The following is a 16,139-nucleotide window of genomic DNA, read 5'->3' on the forward strand; positions in this document are numbered from 1 at the left end:
TTTTGTGAAACTAGTTTTTATAATGCTTTTAACTTTTATCTTTGCGGCACAATAAAATCACGTAGTAGGTGATTTAGCTATATTTTTTATAAACCTTTAAATCATAGTTGTAGATGATTAACATTACTTTACCTGACGGTTCAGTTCGTCAGTACGAAAAGGGCACATCCGCTCATCAAATTGCCTTATCCATATCAGAAGGCTTAGCAAGAAACGTTTTAGCAGCAGAAGTAAATGGAGAAGTTTGGGATTCAACCAGATCAATTGAAGCTGATTCTGCAGTAAAATTATTAACATGGAATGACACCGCTGGTAAAGCTACATTTTGGCATTCATCGGCTCACTTAATGGCCGAAGCTTTAGAAGCACTTTATCCGGGTACGAAATTTGGTATCGGCCCTGCCATAGAAACCGGTTTTTATTACGATGTAGATTTCGGCGATAGAGAATTTTCATCAGATGACTTTAAAGCCATTGAGGCTAAAATGCTCGAATTAGCTAAACAAAAAGCAGAATTTAGTAGAAAAAGCGTTAGCAAAGCTGATGCAATACAATATTTTACAGAAAAAGGGGACGAGTATAAATTAGACCTTTTAGAAGGTTTAGATGATGGTAAAATCACTTTTTATACACAAGGTGAATTTACCGATTTATGTCGTGGTCCGCACATTCCAAATACTGGTTTTGTTAAAGCCATTAAATTGATGAATGTTGCTGGTGCTTATTGGCGTGGTGACGAAACTAAAAAACAACTGACACGTATTTATGGTGTAACTTTTCCGAAAGCGAGCGAATTAACAGAATATTTGTTAATGATTGAGGAGGCAAAAAAGCGTGATCACCGTAAGTTGGGTAAAGAATTAGAGTTGTTCATGTTCTCAGAAAAAGTAGGTGCTGGTTTACCAATGTGGTTGCCAAAAGGTACTGCTTTGCGTGAGCGTTTGGTGCAATTTTTAACGAAAGCACAAGTAAAATCTGGTTATGAGCAAGTAATTACACCACATATTGGTCATAAAAATTTGTATGTAACTTCTGGTCACTATGATAAATATGGTAAGGATAGTTTTCAGCCAATAAAAACACCACAAGAAGGAGAGGAGTTTTTCTTAAAACCAATGAACTGTCCGCACCATTGCGAAATGTACAAGTTTAAACCTCGTTCTTATAAAGATTTACCTGTTCGTTTTGCAGAATTTGGTACAGTTTACCGTTACGAGCAAAGTGGAGAGTTGCATGGTTTAACTCGTGTACGTGGTTTTACCCAAGATGATGCGCACTTGTTCTGCCGCCCAGATCAAGTAAAAGAAGAGTTTAAAAAAGTAATTGAGCTGGTATTGTATGTTTTCAAATCTTTAGGATTTGATAATTATATCGCTCAGGTTTCTTTACGTGATCCTGAAAACAAAGCAAAATACATTGGTTCTGATGAAAATTGGGCACTTGCCGAAACTGCAATAATTGAAGCTGCAGAAGAAATGAACCTTCCAACAGTTGTAGAATTGGGAGAAGCTGCATTTTACGGCCCTAAATTAGATTTTATGGTGAAGGATGCTTTGGGTAGAAAATGGCAGTTGGGTACAATTCAGGTAGATTATAATTTACCTGAACGTTTCGAATTGGAATACACAGGCAGCGATAACCAAAAACATCGCCCTGTGATGATACATAGAGCACCTTTTGGATCTTTAGAACGTTTTGTAGCAGTTTTGATTGAGCATTGTGCAGGTAACTTCCCTTTGTGGCTTTCACCAGAGCAATATATTATTCTTCCCATCTCTGAGAAATATGAAGAATATGCAAAAAAAGTTTCAAATGAATTAAATAATTCCGATATTCGCGGGCTGATAGACTTTCGAGATGAAAAGATTGGAAGGAAAATTAGAGATGCTGAAGTTAAAAAATTACCTTATATGCTGATAATAGGCGAAAAGGAAATGGAAGAGCAAAAAGTTTCGGTTCGTAAACATGGCGAAGGAGATTTAGGTTCGATGACTTTAGCGGAATTTAGTGCAATAATTATTAAAGAAATAACAGTTTAAACAGGATTTACATTTGGCATTAGGAAGACCAGGATTTAATAGGGGACCACGTCCTCCTTTTAAGAAAAAAGAAGCAGAACATAATATTAATCAGTACATCAGAGCTCAAGAGGTGAGGTTGGCTGGAGATAATGTTGAGCCAGGAATTTACCCTTTGGCAAAAGCTTTGGCACTTGCAGATGAGGCAGAATTAGATTTAGTCGAAATTTCTCCGAATGCAGTTCCACCTGTTTGTCGTATTATCGATTATAGCAAATTTGTTTACGAACAAAAGAAAAAGCAAAAAGAGATCAAAGCAAATGCTAAGCAAACTGTAATTAAAGAAATTCGTTTTGGTCCTAATACCAACGATCACGATTTTCAATTTAAATTAAAACACGCAGTTAGCTTTTTAGAAAACGGCGAGAAAGTTAGAGCTTACGTACACTTTAAAGGTAGAGCTATTGTTTACAAAGAACAAGGTGAAATCTTATTGTTAAAGTTTGCTCAGGCTTTAGAAGATATAGGTAAAGTAGAACTTTTGCCTAAATTAGAAGGAAAGCGTATGTTTTTAACATTAGCTCCTAAAGTTGCAAAGAAGTAATACATATATAAATTAAAACAAGGTTATGCCAAAAATGAAAACCAATTCCAGTGCTAAAAAGCGTTTCTCGCTTACTGGAACAGGGAAAATCAAAAGAAAGAACGCATACAAAAGTCACATTTTAACAAAAATGAGTACTAAACGTAAGCGTAACTTAGGCCAGACAAGTCTGGTAAGTGATGCTGATATGGGCAACGTTAAACGTATGCTTGCCATCGGTAAATAACTAATTTTTTAACCAGGTACTCGGTAACTAAGATTGCTAACGCAACACCGCTTATCAAAAACAACACACTATGCCACGTTCGGTAAACGCAGTAGCTGCTAGACGCAGAAGAAAAAAAGTCCTAAATATGGCCAAAGGCTATTGGGGATCAAGAAGCAAGGTATTTACCATTGCTAAAAATACGGTAGAAAAAGGTTTGCAATATGCTTACCGTGACCGTAAAGTTAAGAAAAGAGAATTCCGCGGTTTGTGGATCCAACGTATCAACGCTGGAGCACGTGAGCACGGTGTATCTTACTCTCAATTAATTGGTAAATTGGCAGCTAAAAACATCGGTTTAAACCGTAAAGTATTAGCTGACTTAGCGATGAACCATAAAGATGCTTTTAAAGCAATTATTGATGCAGTAAAATAGTAAATACTATATTAAGAGAAGGGGAGCAATTTGTTCCCCTTTTTTTGTGCCTTTTCAATTCGTCATTTCGAAATGAGCGAAGCTATTGAGAAATCTCTATGTAATATATTTTGAAAAGCAATTTCAGGCAACTATCAATGTTAGCCTGGCTTTACGCTAAATCTATATAATTGTCCTTCGACAGGCTCAGGATGACAATTATATAGGATACCGCTTCAATCCAGTTTAGTTAACTTAAAACTGTGCTATAAACTAAAAGCTAAGGTTCAAAGCCACCAAGCTAAAAACAACACTTATATAAAGCCAAATAATTGAAAAAATTATATGTATTCTAGTTTCAAATCTTTTACCTTTCCAAAGTTCTTTTGAGTAAACAAAAAATTGAAAAAATAACCTCATTGTCCAAAACAAAGCTAAACCAAATGCTATTTTTTGTCCAAAGCTAGTGTTAACCAGTTCCTCGGCACAAAGCATGCATAAAACTCCCATTAATAACGTTGTAACTGCAATAAAAAAAGTATGCACATACATCATTTGCTTATTTATTAATGACAAAGATTTTAGCTGCTCTTTCCATGCAAAATACCTTGGGAAAATAACATGAACTATGGCAAGAGTAATTAATATAAATCCTATTATTTTTAAGTGTAATTCCATTTTCTATTTTTTTACATTCACGTCCGTAGTAGCTGAGAAAAATCTCTAATTAATTTAAATAATAAACATTTATAAAGGGAGTAATCTTTTCTATCCGTATTAAGTTCAATTCAGAATTCTTAAAAACGGATTTCCATCTTTTTGGACTAAAAAAATGAAAAATACCAATGTTATAAACTATAAAATTATAAAAATCTCTATTGTGTTCTACTACAATAATTTTTCCATCTGGTTCTAAAACAGGCTTCAATTGTGTAAAGAATGAAATTTGCTCTTGTTTGTCTCTAATTTCATGAGCTGCGAAAATTAGAAAAATTAAATCAGTACTCTGATGCGGTATATTGATTTTTGTGGTATCAATAATTTGTGTTTTTGGATACGGTGGGTAAGCTTTTCTAGCCCGTTCAATAGAGATTTCGGTATGTTTAAAAGGGTTGTAAAAATCATAAACCTTTAAAATAGAATTTGGATATTTTTGCTGAATCAAATTACTAGTTTCATCAAAACCTGCATTAATGTTCACAATTTCTGCGTTTGGTGTAACTTGTAAATTATTTATCCAGTTTAATGAATATAAATTAGAGCAATCGTAAATATAATAGGAAGCAAATAATGAGTTAAATGTTGCAAAAAATACGCAGGCGGCAAAAATTTGAATTATACTATTAAATTTTGATGGAAACAGAACACTATAAGCTGTTAATGAAATAACAATTATCAAAGCTGTAGCATAAAAATGCCAGTTAAATCTGATGATATTGGAAACTCCCAGAAAAGGTTTTCTTATTTGTTTTTCCATACTTCCGTTCGTCCTTTTTTCCAATGGTACGGAATATCTTCATTGATAAAAGCATTTGCTAAAATTGCTCCTTTAAATTTCGATTGATTAATGAAACCTACATTTGCTTTTAGCACTTCTATTGGTTTGGGTATCCAATTTTGACGAACACCTTCAATTATGGTTACTTCATTAGTTTGCTCATTATAAGTAAAAGTAAATGGGAGCGGACCAGCATATCTACGAGCTGTTTTCCAATCTTCAAAAACACTACCTATTGGTAAATCTGCATTTTCGTTTTTCCTTAAATTAATATCTAAATCACCTTTACCTGAGTAAATATTTAAAGTTTCATCAATTTCTGATAATTTTATATCTATAGTTGAATAGTTATAATGTGTAAATATATTACCAAAAAGCTCCATCTTCTTTTTATCAGTTTCTGATTTTAGAATATATAAACCACGTAGATTTTTCCCTTCATTTGTGGTGTATCTCACAAAAATACGGTAACCAGCTAAAAAGAAATCGTTACCCATAAATTTTGGAAATCCTTTTGGTCGTAGGTTTTCTGTTTGTACTAAAGCAACTGCTACAAATGCCCAATTGTTTTCATGCGTATCTAAAGTTAAGCACGTTGGTAAAAGTGCTTCAAGTTGCTCTTTAGGCAAAGCATAGGTAAGTACAATGGTACTTTTAAACTTAGCTTCTACTGCAAAAGGATGGTTTTTAAGAAATGACATTGCCTAATTTTGTATTTAAATATGCTATTTTCTTTTTGCACTACAAAACGCTGTTGGTTTCTAAAAAATTTTTCACGATTAGCCACAATGAAATGCTTTAAAAGGCTTAATAGAAGTGTATATCGTATTACGATTCCCAATCGAGTAAGACGACTTCTTAAAAATGAAGATTTTTCCCAGCACCGATAATATTAAATTTATCTACATTTTTAAGCATTGGAATATTGCCTAAATGCTTAATTCCAGTGTATTTTAGAATGTAGTCTTCGCTTTCTAAATTTGTATCGCCATTAAAAATGATGCCTTTAATTTTAATGTTGTTTTGTTTTAAGGTATTTATGGTTAATAAAGTATGGTTAATACTGCCCAAATAATTTTGTGAAACAACAATAACCGGAATGTTTAAATGTTTAATTAAATCTAAAATAAGTTCTTTACTATTTAACGGTACCATTAATCCGCCTGCACCCTCTACAATTAGGTTATTCTCTGTTTTTGGAAGTTTAAAATTCTTTAGCTCAATTTCAATTCCATCCAGCTTTGCTGATAAATGAGGAGATAAAGGTTGGTTTAAACGATATAATTCTGGATGAATTTTAGTTTCTGGATTGCTAATTAAATTTTCAACCGCTAAACTATCGCTTTGGTTTAAATCTCCAGATTGTATAGGTTTCCAGTAATCAGCTTTTAGTTTTTCGGTGATTACCGCACTTGTTATCGTTTTCCCAATCCCAGTTCCAATTCCTGTTATAAAATATTGTTGAGCCATTTATTGAAATGATTTTAATTCATTAACCAAATTTTTAATTTCTTGGTCGGTATTGTAAATGTGTAGACAAATTCTCAAACGTTCTTTTCCTTCTGCAACAGTCGGACTTAAAATAGCCTTTACATCAAATCCTTTTTTTTGTAATTGTTGGGCTGCACCTTTCGCCTTTTCGTTGCCCAAAAATAAGATGGTTTGAATGGCACTTTCACTTTTAACGGTTGGCAAATTTATTTCAGTTATTAATTGATTATAAAGTTTTATTTTTTCTTGAATTTGAACATGAAAATCGCCATTTGATAATAACTGGTAAGCACAATTTACCGCAACAATATTGTGTAGAGGAGCGGCCGTTGTATAAATAAACGACCTAGCAAAATTTACAAGGTAATTTCTCAGCGTTTCACTTCCTAAAATTATTGCACCGTGTGTGCCCATTGCTTTACCGAAAGTAACAATACGAGCGAAAACTTTATTTTGCAGTTCGAGTTGAGCTACTAATCCATTTCCATTTTCTCCAAAAATACCTGTGGCGTGTGCTTCATCAACAATTAAATTTGCTCCAAATTTCTCACATAAATTGCTAATTTCTATTAATGGTGCGAGATCTCCATCCATAGAATAAACACTTTCTACAACAACATATTTAATGCCTTTTGCGTTTTTTAGCTTGTGCTCTAGATCTATTAAATCGTTATGTTTAAACTTAAATCGCTCTGCATAACTTAATCTTGCGCCATCAATTAAGCTTGCGTGTATCAATTCATCTGTAATTATGGTATCTCCACGTTGTGGGATAGAAGATAATAAACCCACATTTGCATCATAACCAGAGTTAAAAATTAATCCACTTTGTGCATGGTGGAAATTGGCAATGAATTGTTCGGTTTGTTCTGTATAAGGATGGTTACCACTTAGTAAACGTGAACCGCCTGATCCGTTATTTAAACCTGCTATTTTGGCGCTTTGATGTTGAATTAAATTCTTAAGTGTGTCGGATTTAGCAAACCCTAAATAATCATTTGAGCAAAAATCGAATGGGAGTGAAGTGCTTGCTAGTTTTCTGAGCAAGCCATTTGCGGTTCTTTCCTTTAATTTACTTTCGAGAAAATTTTCTGCTTCATTCATTTCGCTCAAAAATAAAGAAAGCCTTGAGATTATTGAGGCTTTGTGATTAATATTTTAGGGTTCTGAGCTCAAAAAACTATGAAAAAAGTAAGCTTTAATTATTTCTTAATAAACTTTGACAAACTAAAGGCTAGATGGCTATAAGTTTGTCAAAGTAGAAACTACTTTATGTTTAAGGCCAAATAGACAAATGCTGCTAATGCAGAGCCAATAATTGGACCGATAATAGGAACCCAAGCGTAAGCCCAATCACTACTTCCTTTACCTTTCATCGGGATGATGGAATGAATAATACGAGGGCCTAAATCTCTGGCTGGATTTATGGCATAACCAGTTGTGCCACCTAAACCTAAACCAATTACCCAAACCAAAAAAGCTACAGGTATAGCACCTAAAGAACCTAAGCCGATAGGCATAGTTTCTTCTTTGGTTCCCATACTTGCATCAGTAAAATAAAATATCACAAAAATTAAAACAAATGTTCCGATAATTTCTGATAGCAGATTAGAACTGTAGTTTCTTATTGCTGGGGCAGTAGCAAAAGGAGCTGCTTTTAAACCTTGATCATCAGTAGCATCGAAATAATCTTTGTACATTAGCCAAACTAAAAAAGAACCTGTCATGGCGCCAGCAATTTGCGCTGCAATATAACCAGGCATTAATGCCCAATCAAATCCTTTCCCAATAGCTAAGCCTAAGGTTACTATTGGATTTAAATGTGCACCGCTGTGTGGACCAGCAACTACAACACCTATAAAAACTGCCAATGCCCAAGCTGTCGTAATCACCATCCAGCCACTATTGTTGCCTTTTGTTCCTTTTAAAACAACATTGGCAACCACGCCATTTCCTAGTAAAATCATTAACGCTGTGCCAATAAATTCTGCTAAATATACATTCATTTTATATTTGGTTAATCGTTTAAATTGATGGATTGTATAGTTATTTCGACTTTGTTAACTGAAAATTGTTAACTGAAAACTGAACTAATCTTCGGCATTAACTCTTGCTGCTTTTACAGCTCTCTTCCAGCCTTTTATTCTTTCTTTATTGTCAATTCCTTCATCGGCAACAAAGGTTTTATTAATTTTCCATTGCGCTCTAATTTGTTCTATACTATCCCAAAATCCGGTAGCTAAACCAGCAAGATATGCAGCACCAATTGCAGTAACTTCAGTAACTTCTGGTCTAATTACTTTGCAACTTAACAAATCTGCCTGAAATTGCATCAATAAATTGTTGGCTGTAGCGCCACCATCAACCCTTAATTCGGTAATAGCTACACCAGCATCAGCTTCCATCGCTTTTAAAACATCCATAGTTTGGTAAGCAATACTTTCTAAAGCAGCTCTAGCAATGTGCGATTTGTTTGTTCCTCTAGTTAGTCCAGTTATCGTACCACGAGCATGTTGATCCCAATGTGGAGCACCTAAACCTGCAAATGCAGGTACAATGTACACACCATCAGTATCTTTAACTTGCGAAGCTAAAGTTTCTACATCCGCAGAGCGAGAAATCATGCCTAGCTCATCTCTAAGCCACTGAACAACTGCACCACCAATAAAAATACTTCCTTCTAAAGCATAATTTACCTCACCGTTAATTTGCCATGCTATAGTTGTTAATAAGTTATTTGCAGATATTTTTGGTGTTTTGCCGATGTTCATCAACATAAAACAACCAGTACCATAAGTGTTTTTTACCATGCCTATTTCGGTACACATTTGTCCGAATAGGGCAGATTGCTGATCGCCAGCAATACCTGCTATTGGTAATTTAGCAGCTAAGATACTGCCAGCAGTTTCGCCATAAACTTCACTTGATGATTTTACTTCGGGTAGCATTGATTTAGGAATGCCAAATAATGCCAATAATTCATCATCCCAAGCTAATTCATGAATGTTGTATAACATTGTTCTTGAAGCATTAGTCACATCTGTAACATGCGTTTTTCTGCCAGTTAAATTCCAGATTAGCCACGTATCAATTGTGCCAAATGCCAATTTTCCTTGTTCGGCTTTTTCTTTTGCACCATCTACATTTTCTAAAATCCATTTGGCTTTAGTGGCTGAGAAATAAGAGTCGATAATCAACCCTGTTTTTTCTTGTATTTTTTCTGATAAACCTTGCTTTCTAATGCTATCGCAGTAATCTGATGTTCTTCTATCTTGCCATACTATGGCATTGTAAATAGGTTTTCCAGTTTCTCTATCCCAAACAACAGTAGTCTCTCTCTGGTTGGTAATGCCTATAGAATTGATATCTGAAGCAGATAGTCTGGCTTTAACAATAACTTCTGCTGCAACAGATAACTGAGTTGACCAAATTTCCATTGGATCATGTTCAACCCACCCAGCATTTGGATAAATTTGAGTAAATTCTTTTTGTGCAATAGCAACAATTTCACCGTTATGGTTAAAGATAATGGCTCGCGAACTTGTGGTTCCCTGATCGAGAGAAAGAATATATTTGCTCATATTTTATATTTGGTTGGTAGTTTAGCTTACTAAAAAAGGTTCTTCTTGCTTTTTCTTTTGGTGATAAACATAGCCAGAAGCTAATGTATTAAATATTTTAACTTGATTCTCTTCCCAAGTTTTATCTGCTCCTAACTCTGTAGCCAACAAATAAGCTACCTTTTCACTCATTTCAATTGCTGCAGCAGCATCAATAAATAAAACTCTTAAGCGTCTGCTTAAAACATCTTCTACAGTTTCTGCCATTTCATTTCTAATTGCCCAAACAACTTCTGCTTCTGTGTAAGGAAAATTAGGATGCAATTTTTTATTTAGTCCTGGTTGTAATTTGCAAAGTTCCTTAATTAATACGCTGTCTGTACCATAAATATTCATATAGTTTTCACCTTCGCTTTTTGCACATCCGTGGATTTTTAAATCTTTTGTAACGCATGGCTGAAAAGGTAAACCACTATGTTTAATCGCTAAATCGATTGTTTCTTCAGCCATTTTACGGTAAGTTGTCCACTTACCACCTGTAATGGTAATTAGCCCTTTTGCCGAAACAATTAACTTATGATCTCTACTGATTTCTTTGGTGCTACTACCATTAGAATCAGTTGGAGCAGCTAAAGGTCTTAATCCAGAAAATACGCTTAAAATATCGTTTTCTGTAGGTTTTCTGGTAAAATAAGATGCTGCAGTTGCTAAAATAAACTCGGTTTCTTCTTTTAATGCTCTTGGTTCTAAACTATGTTCATTTAAAGGAGTGTCTGTTGTGCCAACCAACAAATGATCATGCCAAGGCACAGCGAATAAAACTCTTCCATCAGCAGTTTTTGGTATCATCAATGCTGAATTGGTGTTTAAAAAGCTTTTATCTAAAACGATGTGTACACCCTGACTTGGGCGAACCATTTTTTTTGCAGCAGGGTTATTCATTTTTAATATTTCATCTACAAAAACGCCTGTAGCATTAATAACTACTTTACCTTTTAACCTAAATCTTTCTAAGGTTAATGCATCTTCTGCTTCAATACCTACAACTTGTTCGCCATCTTTTATTAAGTTAATTACCCGCATGTAATTAATTAGTGTAGCGCCTTGTTCTGTAGCGGTTTGAGCAATGTTTATGGCCAAACGAGCATCATCAAATTTACCGTCAAAATAGCGTATAGCACCTTTTAAGCCTTTTTCTTTAATGCCAGGCATTAATTGCAGCGTTTCTTTTTTTGATAGGTATTTAGATTTACCGAAACTATATTTTCCGGCCAACCAGTCGTACATGGTTAATCCCGTTAAGTATTTTACAACAGAAAACCAATCATAACATGGAATGATAAATTCTTCCTTATTTACAAGATGTGATGCATTTTGTTCTAATAATCCTCTTTCTCGAAGTGCACTTTTTACTAATCCAATATCACCCTGTGCCAAATAACGTACGCCTCCATGCACCAATTTGGTACTTCTGCTCGAAGTGCCTTTTGCAAAATCAGATTGTTCTACAAGTAATGTTTTTAAACCTCTACTTGCAGCATCTAGGGCTGTTCCTAAACCGGTAGCACCACCACCAATAATAATTACATCCCATGTTTGTTGATCTGCTAAACGATAATTATGAATTCTACGCATCAAATGTTAAAAATAATAAAACGAAACAATAAGCAAGTATAAGTAATCATTTCGAAATATAAAATATGAAGGATTAAAAAGATTTTAATTTTACAAAAATCAATTAATTGAAAGTATAATTTATTATTTTGCAAAAGAATAATCCAAATATGATAATGAACTTAGCTGAAAGGCACCAGTTTATACTGAACAGAATTCAAAAAGATCAGTATATCAACGTTGTTGAATTGTGTAAAGAACTTAAAGTTTCTTCTGTAACCATTAGAAAAGACTTGAAGTTATTAGAAGATAAGAACTTACTTTTCAGAACACATGGTGGAGCTACAGTTAATAATCCATATACGGTTGATAGGCCTGTAAACGAGAAAGAAAAATTGCAGTCTATAGAAAAAAACAAGATTGGACTTGCTGCTACAAAACTTTTAAAAGAGAATGATTCTGTTGTAGTGGCTTCAGGTACCACTTTATTATATTTCGTAAAAAACATACCTTCTGGTTTAAATTTAACTGTGGTTACATCGGCCTTAAATATTGCTTTAGAGCTACTTAGAGAGCCAGGTATAGAGGTAATACAATTGGGTGGTATATTGCGTAAAAGTTCTTCATCTGTAATGGGTGTTTATGCAGAGCAGGTTTTGCAAGATTTTTATTTCAATACTTTGTTTTTAGGGGTAGATGGAATTGATTTAGACTATGGCTTAACAACAACAAATGCGATGGAAGCTCATTTAAATCGCAAAATGATTGGTGTTTCTCAAAAAACTGTTGTACTTGCAGACTCAACAAAATTTGGTAAAAGAGGCTTCGGTAAAATATGTGGTTTAGAAGATATAGATCATATTATAACTGATAAAGGCATCTCTCAACAAATAGTTAATCACCTTGAGGGCTTGGGTGTAACGGTAACTATTGTATAGTTTTACACTAAATCTTAATTTTTACTCAGTTAAGCGTTAATCATGATAGATTAACTGCAATGCTTCTTTTTAAATATCTCTTCCATCTAATTTCATTTCGAAAACTAAAGTTATTTTGTAATAGAATTGTTGCATGTTAACTTTCTATTAACAGAAATTGAAGTTCTGTGGGTAATAACTGCTCGTACTAATGTTAATTGAGCGTTTGCCGTATCTGTGCTAAAATTGTGGTTTTTACTTAATAGCAATAAGTTTAAGCCCAATATTCAAAATTAATTAGTAGTTTCAATTTGTTTTTATATTTTTATATCGAAATATTTAATAACATAAAGTTAAATAAATCGGAATATAAAAGTTTGTAACTATTAACGAGTAGTTAATATTAACTTAACCTTACCTGCTTACTTTTGCGGCAACGGTAGCAAACTATATTATTTGCAATAAACTAACCGGATATATCAATTAATTATGAACAAAACATTTACTCAACATGTTGCATTGCTTTGGCATCACTTGCTAAGTGAAAGTGAAGACACGGAAAAGCAATTTCAGAAGCTTAGTAAGTATAACCTGATTTATGGCTATTTATTTAGCTTTAAATTTTTGCTTATTACTACTTTAATTTTAACAACTTCTACTCAATTAATTTTTGCGCAGCAAACGGCTGTTCAAAACATTACAGTTAAAGGTAAAGTTTTAGATGATCGTGATAGTCAGGGTATTCCAGGGATCACTATTGTAGATAATAGTAGAAAGGTTGTTGGTGTAACTAATGAAAACGGAGACTTTAGTGTCAACGTGCCAAAAGGAACTTCATTGAGTTTTTCGATGATTGGTTACACCACTGTTTCTAGAACATTTAGCGATGCACAATCTAGTGTTGTTATTCGTATTAAAGAATCATCTAGTCAGTTAAATGAGGTTGTAATTACCACTGCCTTAGGTATTAAACGTTCTGAACGTGCTTTGGGTTATGCAACTACAACTTTAGACAGTACCAAGATTACTAATGCTATTTCTAGTAACTGGACTGATGCTTTGTCTGGTAAAGTTGCAGGTTTAAATTTAGTTCGTAATAGTGGTCCGGCAGGCTCTAATAAAATTATTTTACGTGGAGAGAATAACCTAACAGGAGATAATGAGGCACTAATTGTTATTGATGGAGTGATAGCTTCAAGTAGTTCTAGAAGAACTGCTGCTACTGGTGGTGGCGCTTACGGTACAGGTGGCGATATTATGCCTGTAGATTTTGGAAGTGGACTAAATGACTTAAATTCAGAAGATATTGAAAGTGTAACTGTGCTAAAAGGTCCGGCAGCTTCAGCTTTGTATGGGCAACGTGGTGCAAATGGTGCTGTAGTTATTACAACTAAATCGGCAAGTAAAAATTCTAAAACATTAGGTATAACATTTACCTCTAATAGTGTTTGGGATGAAGTTAACCGAAAACCTGAAAGACAAACAGAATATGGTCAAGGTAATGATGGAACTAATTTCTACCAATGGGGTGTAGGATCAGTTAGTGCGGCATATGGTCCGTCTTTGCGTGCAGGTTTACAATTTTTTCAATATGATCCTGCTACTAAGGCGCTTGGTACAACACGTACGCCATTTGTTGGTTATGAAGATCCTATTGATGCTTTTTTTGTTACAGGTTTTGAGCAAACAAATTCGCTTACTTTAGATGGTAATTTAAAAGGGGTGGGTATGCGTTTATCTGCTAGTCATGGTAAAAACGAATGGATTGTGCCAAATACTGGATTGGAACGTACCTCTGTTGCATTTAATGCGAATACCAATATCACTAAAAAACTAAGTATTAATTTAAAATTACAATATAGTAACAGACATAGTGATAACTTGCCAACAACAGGTTTCGGTAACCAATCTCTCATGTACTGGTTTGCTTTTTCTCAACCAAACATAAATACCGATTGGTATAGAGATTATTGGGCTCCTGGCAAAACATACGAACAATTTTCAAATCTAACAACAACATTTCCAGAAGGACCTTATGCTATTTCTGAACAGTATTTGAATGCACAACGTAGAAATGGATTTTTGGGTAATATACAAGCTACTTATAAGTTTACTAATGATTTAAGTTTGATGGTGCGTGCTTCTGGCGATTTAAATAAAGATGTACGAGAAACGAGTCGTCCTTTTGATGCTAACGGAACTGGATGGGCGCAAGGAGCTTATCGTGTTAACAATGTACGCTCTTATGAAATCAATGCTGATTTCATGTTAAAATATGACAAAAAAATTGGTAGAGATTTTCAAGTTACGGCAAACCTTGGTGGTAGCCAAATGCGTAACGAATATAATAGATTAGAAACACGTGCTGATGGTTTAGTTGTTCCTAATATATTTAGATTGGATAACAATAGAAATCCTTTGGTGTACGTACCAGATACCGCTCGTTATAGAATTAATAGTTTTTATGCTTCAACATCTCTCTCATATAAAAACTATTTATATTTAGATTTAACAGCTCGTCAAGATTGGAACAGTACCTTAGCAACTTTATTAAGAACTGATAATGTTGGCTTTTTCTATCCTTCAGCAAGTTTAGCTTTTGTAGCATCAGATTTTTGGAAAATGCCAACGGCAGTAAACTTTGCTAAATTTAGAGCTTCAATAGCACAGGTTGGTAGTGGTAGTACTGTGCCTTACCGTACAGAGTACAACTACATTATTGCAGCAAATGGTGTTTATCCTGGTAATGTAATGACAAACCCAAGCATTTTACCTAACCCTAATTTAAAACCATTAATTACCACTACGGTAGAGTTAGGTTTGGACTTAAAAATGTTTAAAAATCGCTTAAATTTAGATTTTGCAGTTTATTCTGGAAATACAAAAAATCAAATCTTAAATCGCGTAATTGATAAGTCTACTGGATATAATGTAGGTGTATTTAACGTAGGACGTGTAGATAATAAAGGAATTGAAATTGCATTGAATGCAACACCAATAAAATCAAATAACTTTACATGGACTGTAAATGGTACGTTTACTGCCAACCGTAACAAAATAAAGGAGCTAGCTGATAGTGCTGTAGTATTGCGTACTGGTGGTTTTGGTAATGGAGGGCAAATTGTAGCAAATGTGGGTGGCAGTATGGGAGATTTATATGGAAATGGTTTTTTACGTTCGCCAGATGGACAAATTGTATTTGATGAAACTTCTGGAGCACCAAGAGTTGATGATAACATTAGATTTTTAGGCAACACCATGCCTTTGTTTAGATATAGTTTTGGTACAGGTTTTACTTATAAAAAAGTTAGTATAAATGCGTTATTTGATGCGCAATTAGGTGCAGTAGGACACTCTATGACAATTGCCCAATTAGTTAGGTTTGGTAAATCAACACTTACATTGCCTGGTAGATACAATGGTATTATTGGCAAAGGGGTGGTAGAAAACAAAGATGCATCTGGTAATTATTTGGGTACCTATCGTGTAAACGATGTAACAGCTACCGATGTACAAAATTACTATGAAGTTATTGGTTACAACCAAGCGGAGGGTAGTGTTTATAGTACAGATTATTTGAAGTTTAGAGAAGCTAACTTTACTTATACTTTTAGTAAAAAGTTTTTACAAGGAATTGGTTTCAGTAAAATGACACTTAGTGCATACGGTCGTAACTTATTTATATGGTCGCCTTGGCCAGCTTTTGACCCAGAGTTTGGAACTTTATCTGGCTCAGATATTCAGCAAGGTTTTGAAGTTGGCCAATTGCCTTCAACCAGAAGCTTTGGTTTACGTTTAGTTATTGGCATTTAATATT

Annotated in this window: 14 protein-coding genes; 6 read left to right on the forward strand and 8 right to left on the reverse strand. The window is 34.2% G+C overall.

The annotated features are described in order from the left end of the window. The first annotated feature begins 113 nt into the window (after positions 1–113). The 4 genes from thrS (at position 114) to rplT (ending at position 3,263) form a co-directional block, all read left to right on the forward strand. Positions 114–2,039 (forward strand): threonine--tRNA ligase, encoded by a 1,926-nt coding sequence (thrS, locus tag FA045_RS13695; protein WP_136877651.1) that lies wholly within the window; start codon positions 114–116, stop codon positions 2,037–2,039. 13 nt (positions 2,040–2,052) lie between these two features. Further along, a complete protein-coding gene (gene infC / locus FA045_RS13700) occupies positions 2,053–2,622 on the forward strand; it encodes a translation initiation factor IF-3 (protein WP_136877652.1) in 570 nt (189 codons plus the stop codon). Between the two features lie 25 nt (positions 2,623–2,647). Then, positions 2,648–2,848 carry a 50S ribosomal protein L35 gene (gene rpmI / locus FA045_RS13705; RefSeq protein ID WP_113652647.1) on the forward strand — a complete coding sequence of 67 codons (201 nt, stop codon included), beginning with the start codon at positions 2,648–2,650 and terminating at the stop codon, positions 2,846–2,848. Between the two features lie 70 nt (positions 2,849–2,918). Next, positions 2,919–3,263, forward strand: coding sequence for a 50S ribosomal protein L20 (gene rplT / locus FA045_RS13710; RefSeq protein ID WP_055131818.1), 345 nt, complete (start codon positions 2,919–2,921; stop codon positions 3,261–3,263). Between the two features lie 252 nt (positions 3,264–3,515). On the opposite strand, the gene FA045_RS13715 is transcribed toward rplT, so the two are convergent. The 8 genes from FA045_RS13715 to FA045_RS13750 form a co-directional block, all read right to left on the reverse strand. Continuing rightward, complete coding sequence (locus FA045_RS13715) at positions 3,516–3,920, reverse strand: hypothetical protein (protein ID WP_136877653.1); 405 nt, start codon at positions 3,918–3,920, stop codon at positions 3,516–3,518. A gap of 49 nt (positions 3,921–3,969) precedes the next feature. Beyond that, positions 3,970–4,719 (reverse strand): methyltransferase, encoded by a 750-nt coding sequence (locus tag FA045_RS13720; RefSeq protein WP_136877654.1) that lies wholly within the window; start codon positions 4,717–4,719, stop codon positions 3,970–3,972. After that, positions 4,704–5,441, reverse strand: coding sequence for a DUF2071 domain-containing protein (locus FA045_RS13725; RefSeq protein ID WP_136877655.1), 738 nt, complete (start codon positions 5,439–5,441; stop codon positions 4,704–4,706). Before FA045_RS13725 ends, FA045_RS13720 begins: the two co-directional genes overlap by 16 nt. 157 nt (positions 5,442–5,598) lie before the next feature. Then, positions 5,599–6,210 carry a dethiobiotin synthase gene (bioD, locus tag FA045_RS13730; RefSeq protein ID WP_136877656.1) on the reverse strand — a complete coding sequence of 204 codons (612 nt, stop codon included), beginning with the start codon at positions 6,208–6,210 and terminating at the stop codon, positions 5,599–5,601. Then, positions 6,211–7,335, reverse strand: a complete 1,125-nt coding sequence (locus tag FA045_RS13735; RefSeq protein WP_136877657.1) for an aminotransferase class I/II-fold pyridoxal phosphate-dependent enzyme — start codon at positions 7,333–7,335, stop codon at positions 6,211–6,213. Positions 7,336–7,496: 161 nt separating this feature from the next. Continuing rightward, the gene (locus FA045_RS13740) at positions 7,497–8,237 is read right to left on the reverse strand and encodes an MIP/aquaporin family protein (RefSeq protein ID WP_136877658.1); all 741 of its coding nucleotides are present in this window, start codon (positions 8,235–8,237) and stop codon (positions 7,497–7,499) included. Between the two features lie 84 nt (positions 8,238–8,321). Then, positions 8,322–9,812 carry a glycerol kinase GlpK gene (glpK, locus tag FA045_RS13745; protein ID WP_136877659.1) on the reverse strand — a complete coding sequence of 497 codons (1,491 nt, stop codon included), beginning with the start codon at positions 9,810–9,812 and terminating at the stop codon, positions 8,322–8,324. A 21-nt stretch (positions 9,813–9,833) separates the two neighbouring features. After that, positions 9,834–11,426, reverse strand: coding sequence for a glycerol-3-phosphate dehydrogenase/oxidase (locus FA045_RS13750; protein ID WP_136877660.1), 1,593 nt, complete (start codon positions 11,424–11,426; stop codon positions 9,834–9,836). A 152-nt stretch (positions 11,427–11,578) separates the two neighbouring features. Between FA045_RS13750 and FA045_RS13755 the strand changes: the two genes are divergently transcribed. Together FA045_RS13755 and FA045_RS13760 are read left to right on the forward strand one after the other, a co-directional pair. Next, complete coding sequence (locus FA045_RS13755; protein ID WP_136877753.1) at positions 11,579–12,343, forward strand: DeoR/GlpR family DNA-binding transcription regulator; 765 nt, start codon at positions 11,579–11,581, stop codon at positions 12,341–12,343. Between the two features lie 468 nt (positions 12,344–12,811). Then, a complete protein-coding gene (locus tag FA045_RS13760; protein WP_136877661.1) occupies positions 12,812–16,135 on the forward strand; it encodes a SusC/RagA family TonB-linked outer membrane protein in 3,324 nt (1,107 codons plus the stop codon). Positions 16,136–16,139 lie beyond the last annotated feature (4 nt).

It is taken from the genome of Pedobacter cryotolerans, from assembly GCF_005116475.1.
Lineage (GTDB): Bacteria > Bacteroidota > Bacteroidia > Sphingobacteriales > Sphingobacteriaceae > Pedobacter > Pedobacter cryotolerans.

Bases quoted from the DNA above. Each gene is read 5' to 3' on its own strand.
- thrS (WP_136877651.1), top strand. From the start codon at position 114: ATGATTAACATTACTTTACCTGACGGTTCAGTTCGTCAGTACGAAAAG.
- rpmI (WP_113652647.1), top strand. From the start codon at position 2,648: ATGCCAAAAATGAAAACCAATTCCAGTGCTAAAAAGCGTTTCTCGCTT.
- rplT (WP_055131818.1), top strand. From the start codon at position 2,919: ATGCCACGTTCGGTAAACGCAGTAGCTGCTAGACGCAGAAGAAAAAAA.
- FA045_RS13715 (WP_136877653.1), bottom strand. From the start codon at position 3,920: ATGGAATTACACTTAAAAATAATAGGATTTATATTAATTACTCTTGCC.
- FA045_RS13720 (WP_136877654.1), bottom strand. From the start codon at position 4,719: ATGGAAAAACAAATAAGAAAACCTTTTCTGGGAGTTTCCAATATCATC.
- FA045_RS13725 (WP_136877655.1), bottom strand. From the start codon at position 5,441: ATGTCATTTCTTAAAAACCATCCTTTTGCAGTAGAAGCTAAGTTTAAA.
- bioD (WP_136877656.1), bottom strand. From the start codon at position 6,210: ATGGCTCAACAATATTTTATAACAGGAATTGGAACTGGGATTGGGAAA.
- FA045_RS13735 (WP_136877657.1), bottom strand. From the start codon at position 7,335: ATGAATGAAGCAGAAAATTTTCTCGAAAGTAAATTAAAGGAAAGAACC.
- FA045_RS13740 (WP_136877658.1), bottom strand. From the start codon at position 8,237: ATGAATGTATATTTAGCAGAATTTATTGGCACAGCGTTAATGATTTTA.
- glpK (WP_136877659.1), bottom strand. From the start codon at position 9,812: ATGAGCAAATATATTCTTTCTCTCGATCAGGGAACCACAAGTTCGCGA.
- FA045_RS13750 (WP_136877660.1), bottom strand. From the start codon at position 11,426: ATGCGTAGAATTCATAATTATCGTTTAGCAGATCAACAAACATGGGAT.
- FA045_RS13760 (WP_136877661.1), top strand. From the start codon at position 12,812: ATGAACAAAACATTTACTCAACATGTTGCATTGCTTTGGCATCACTTG.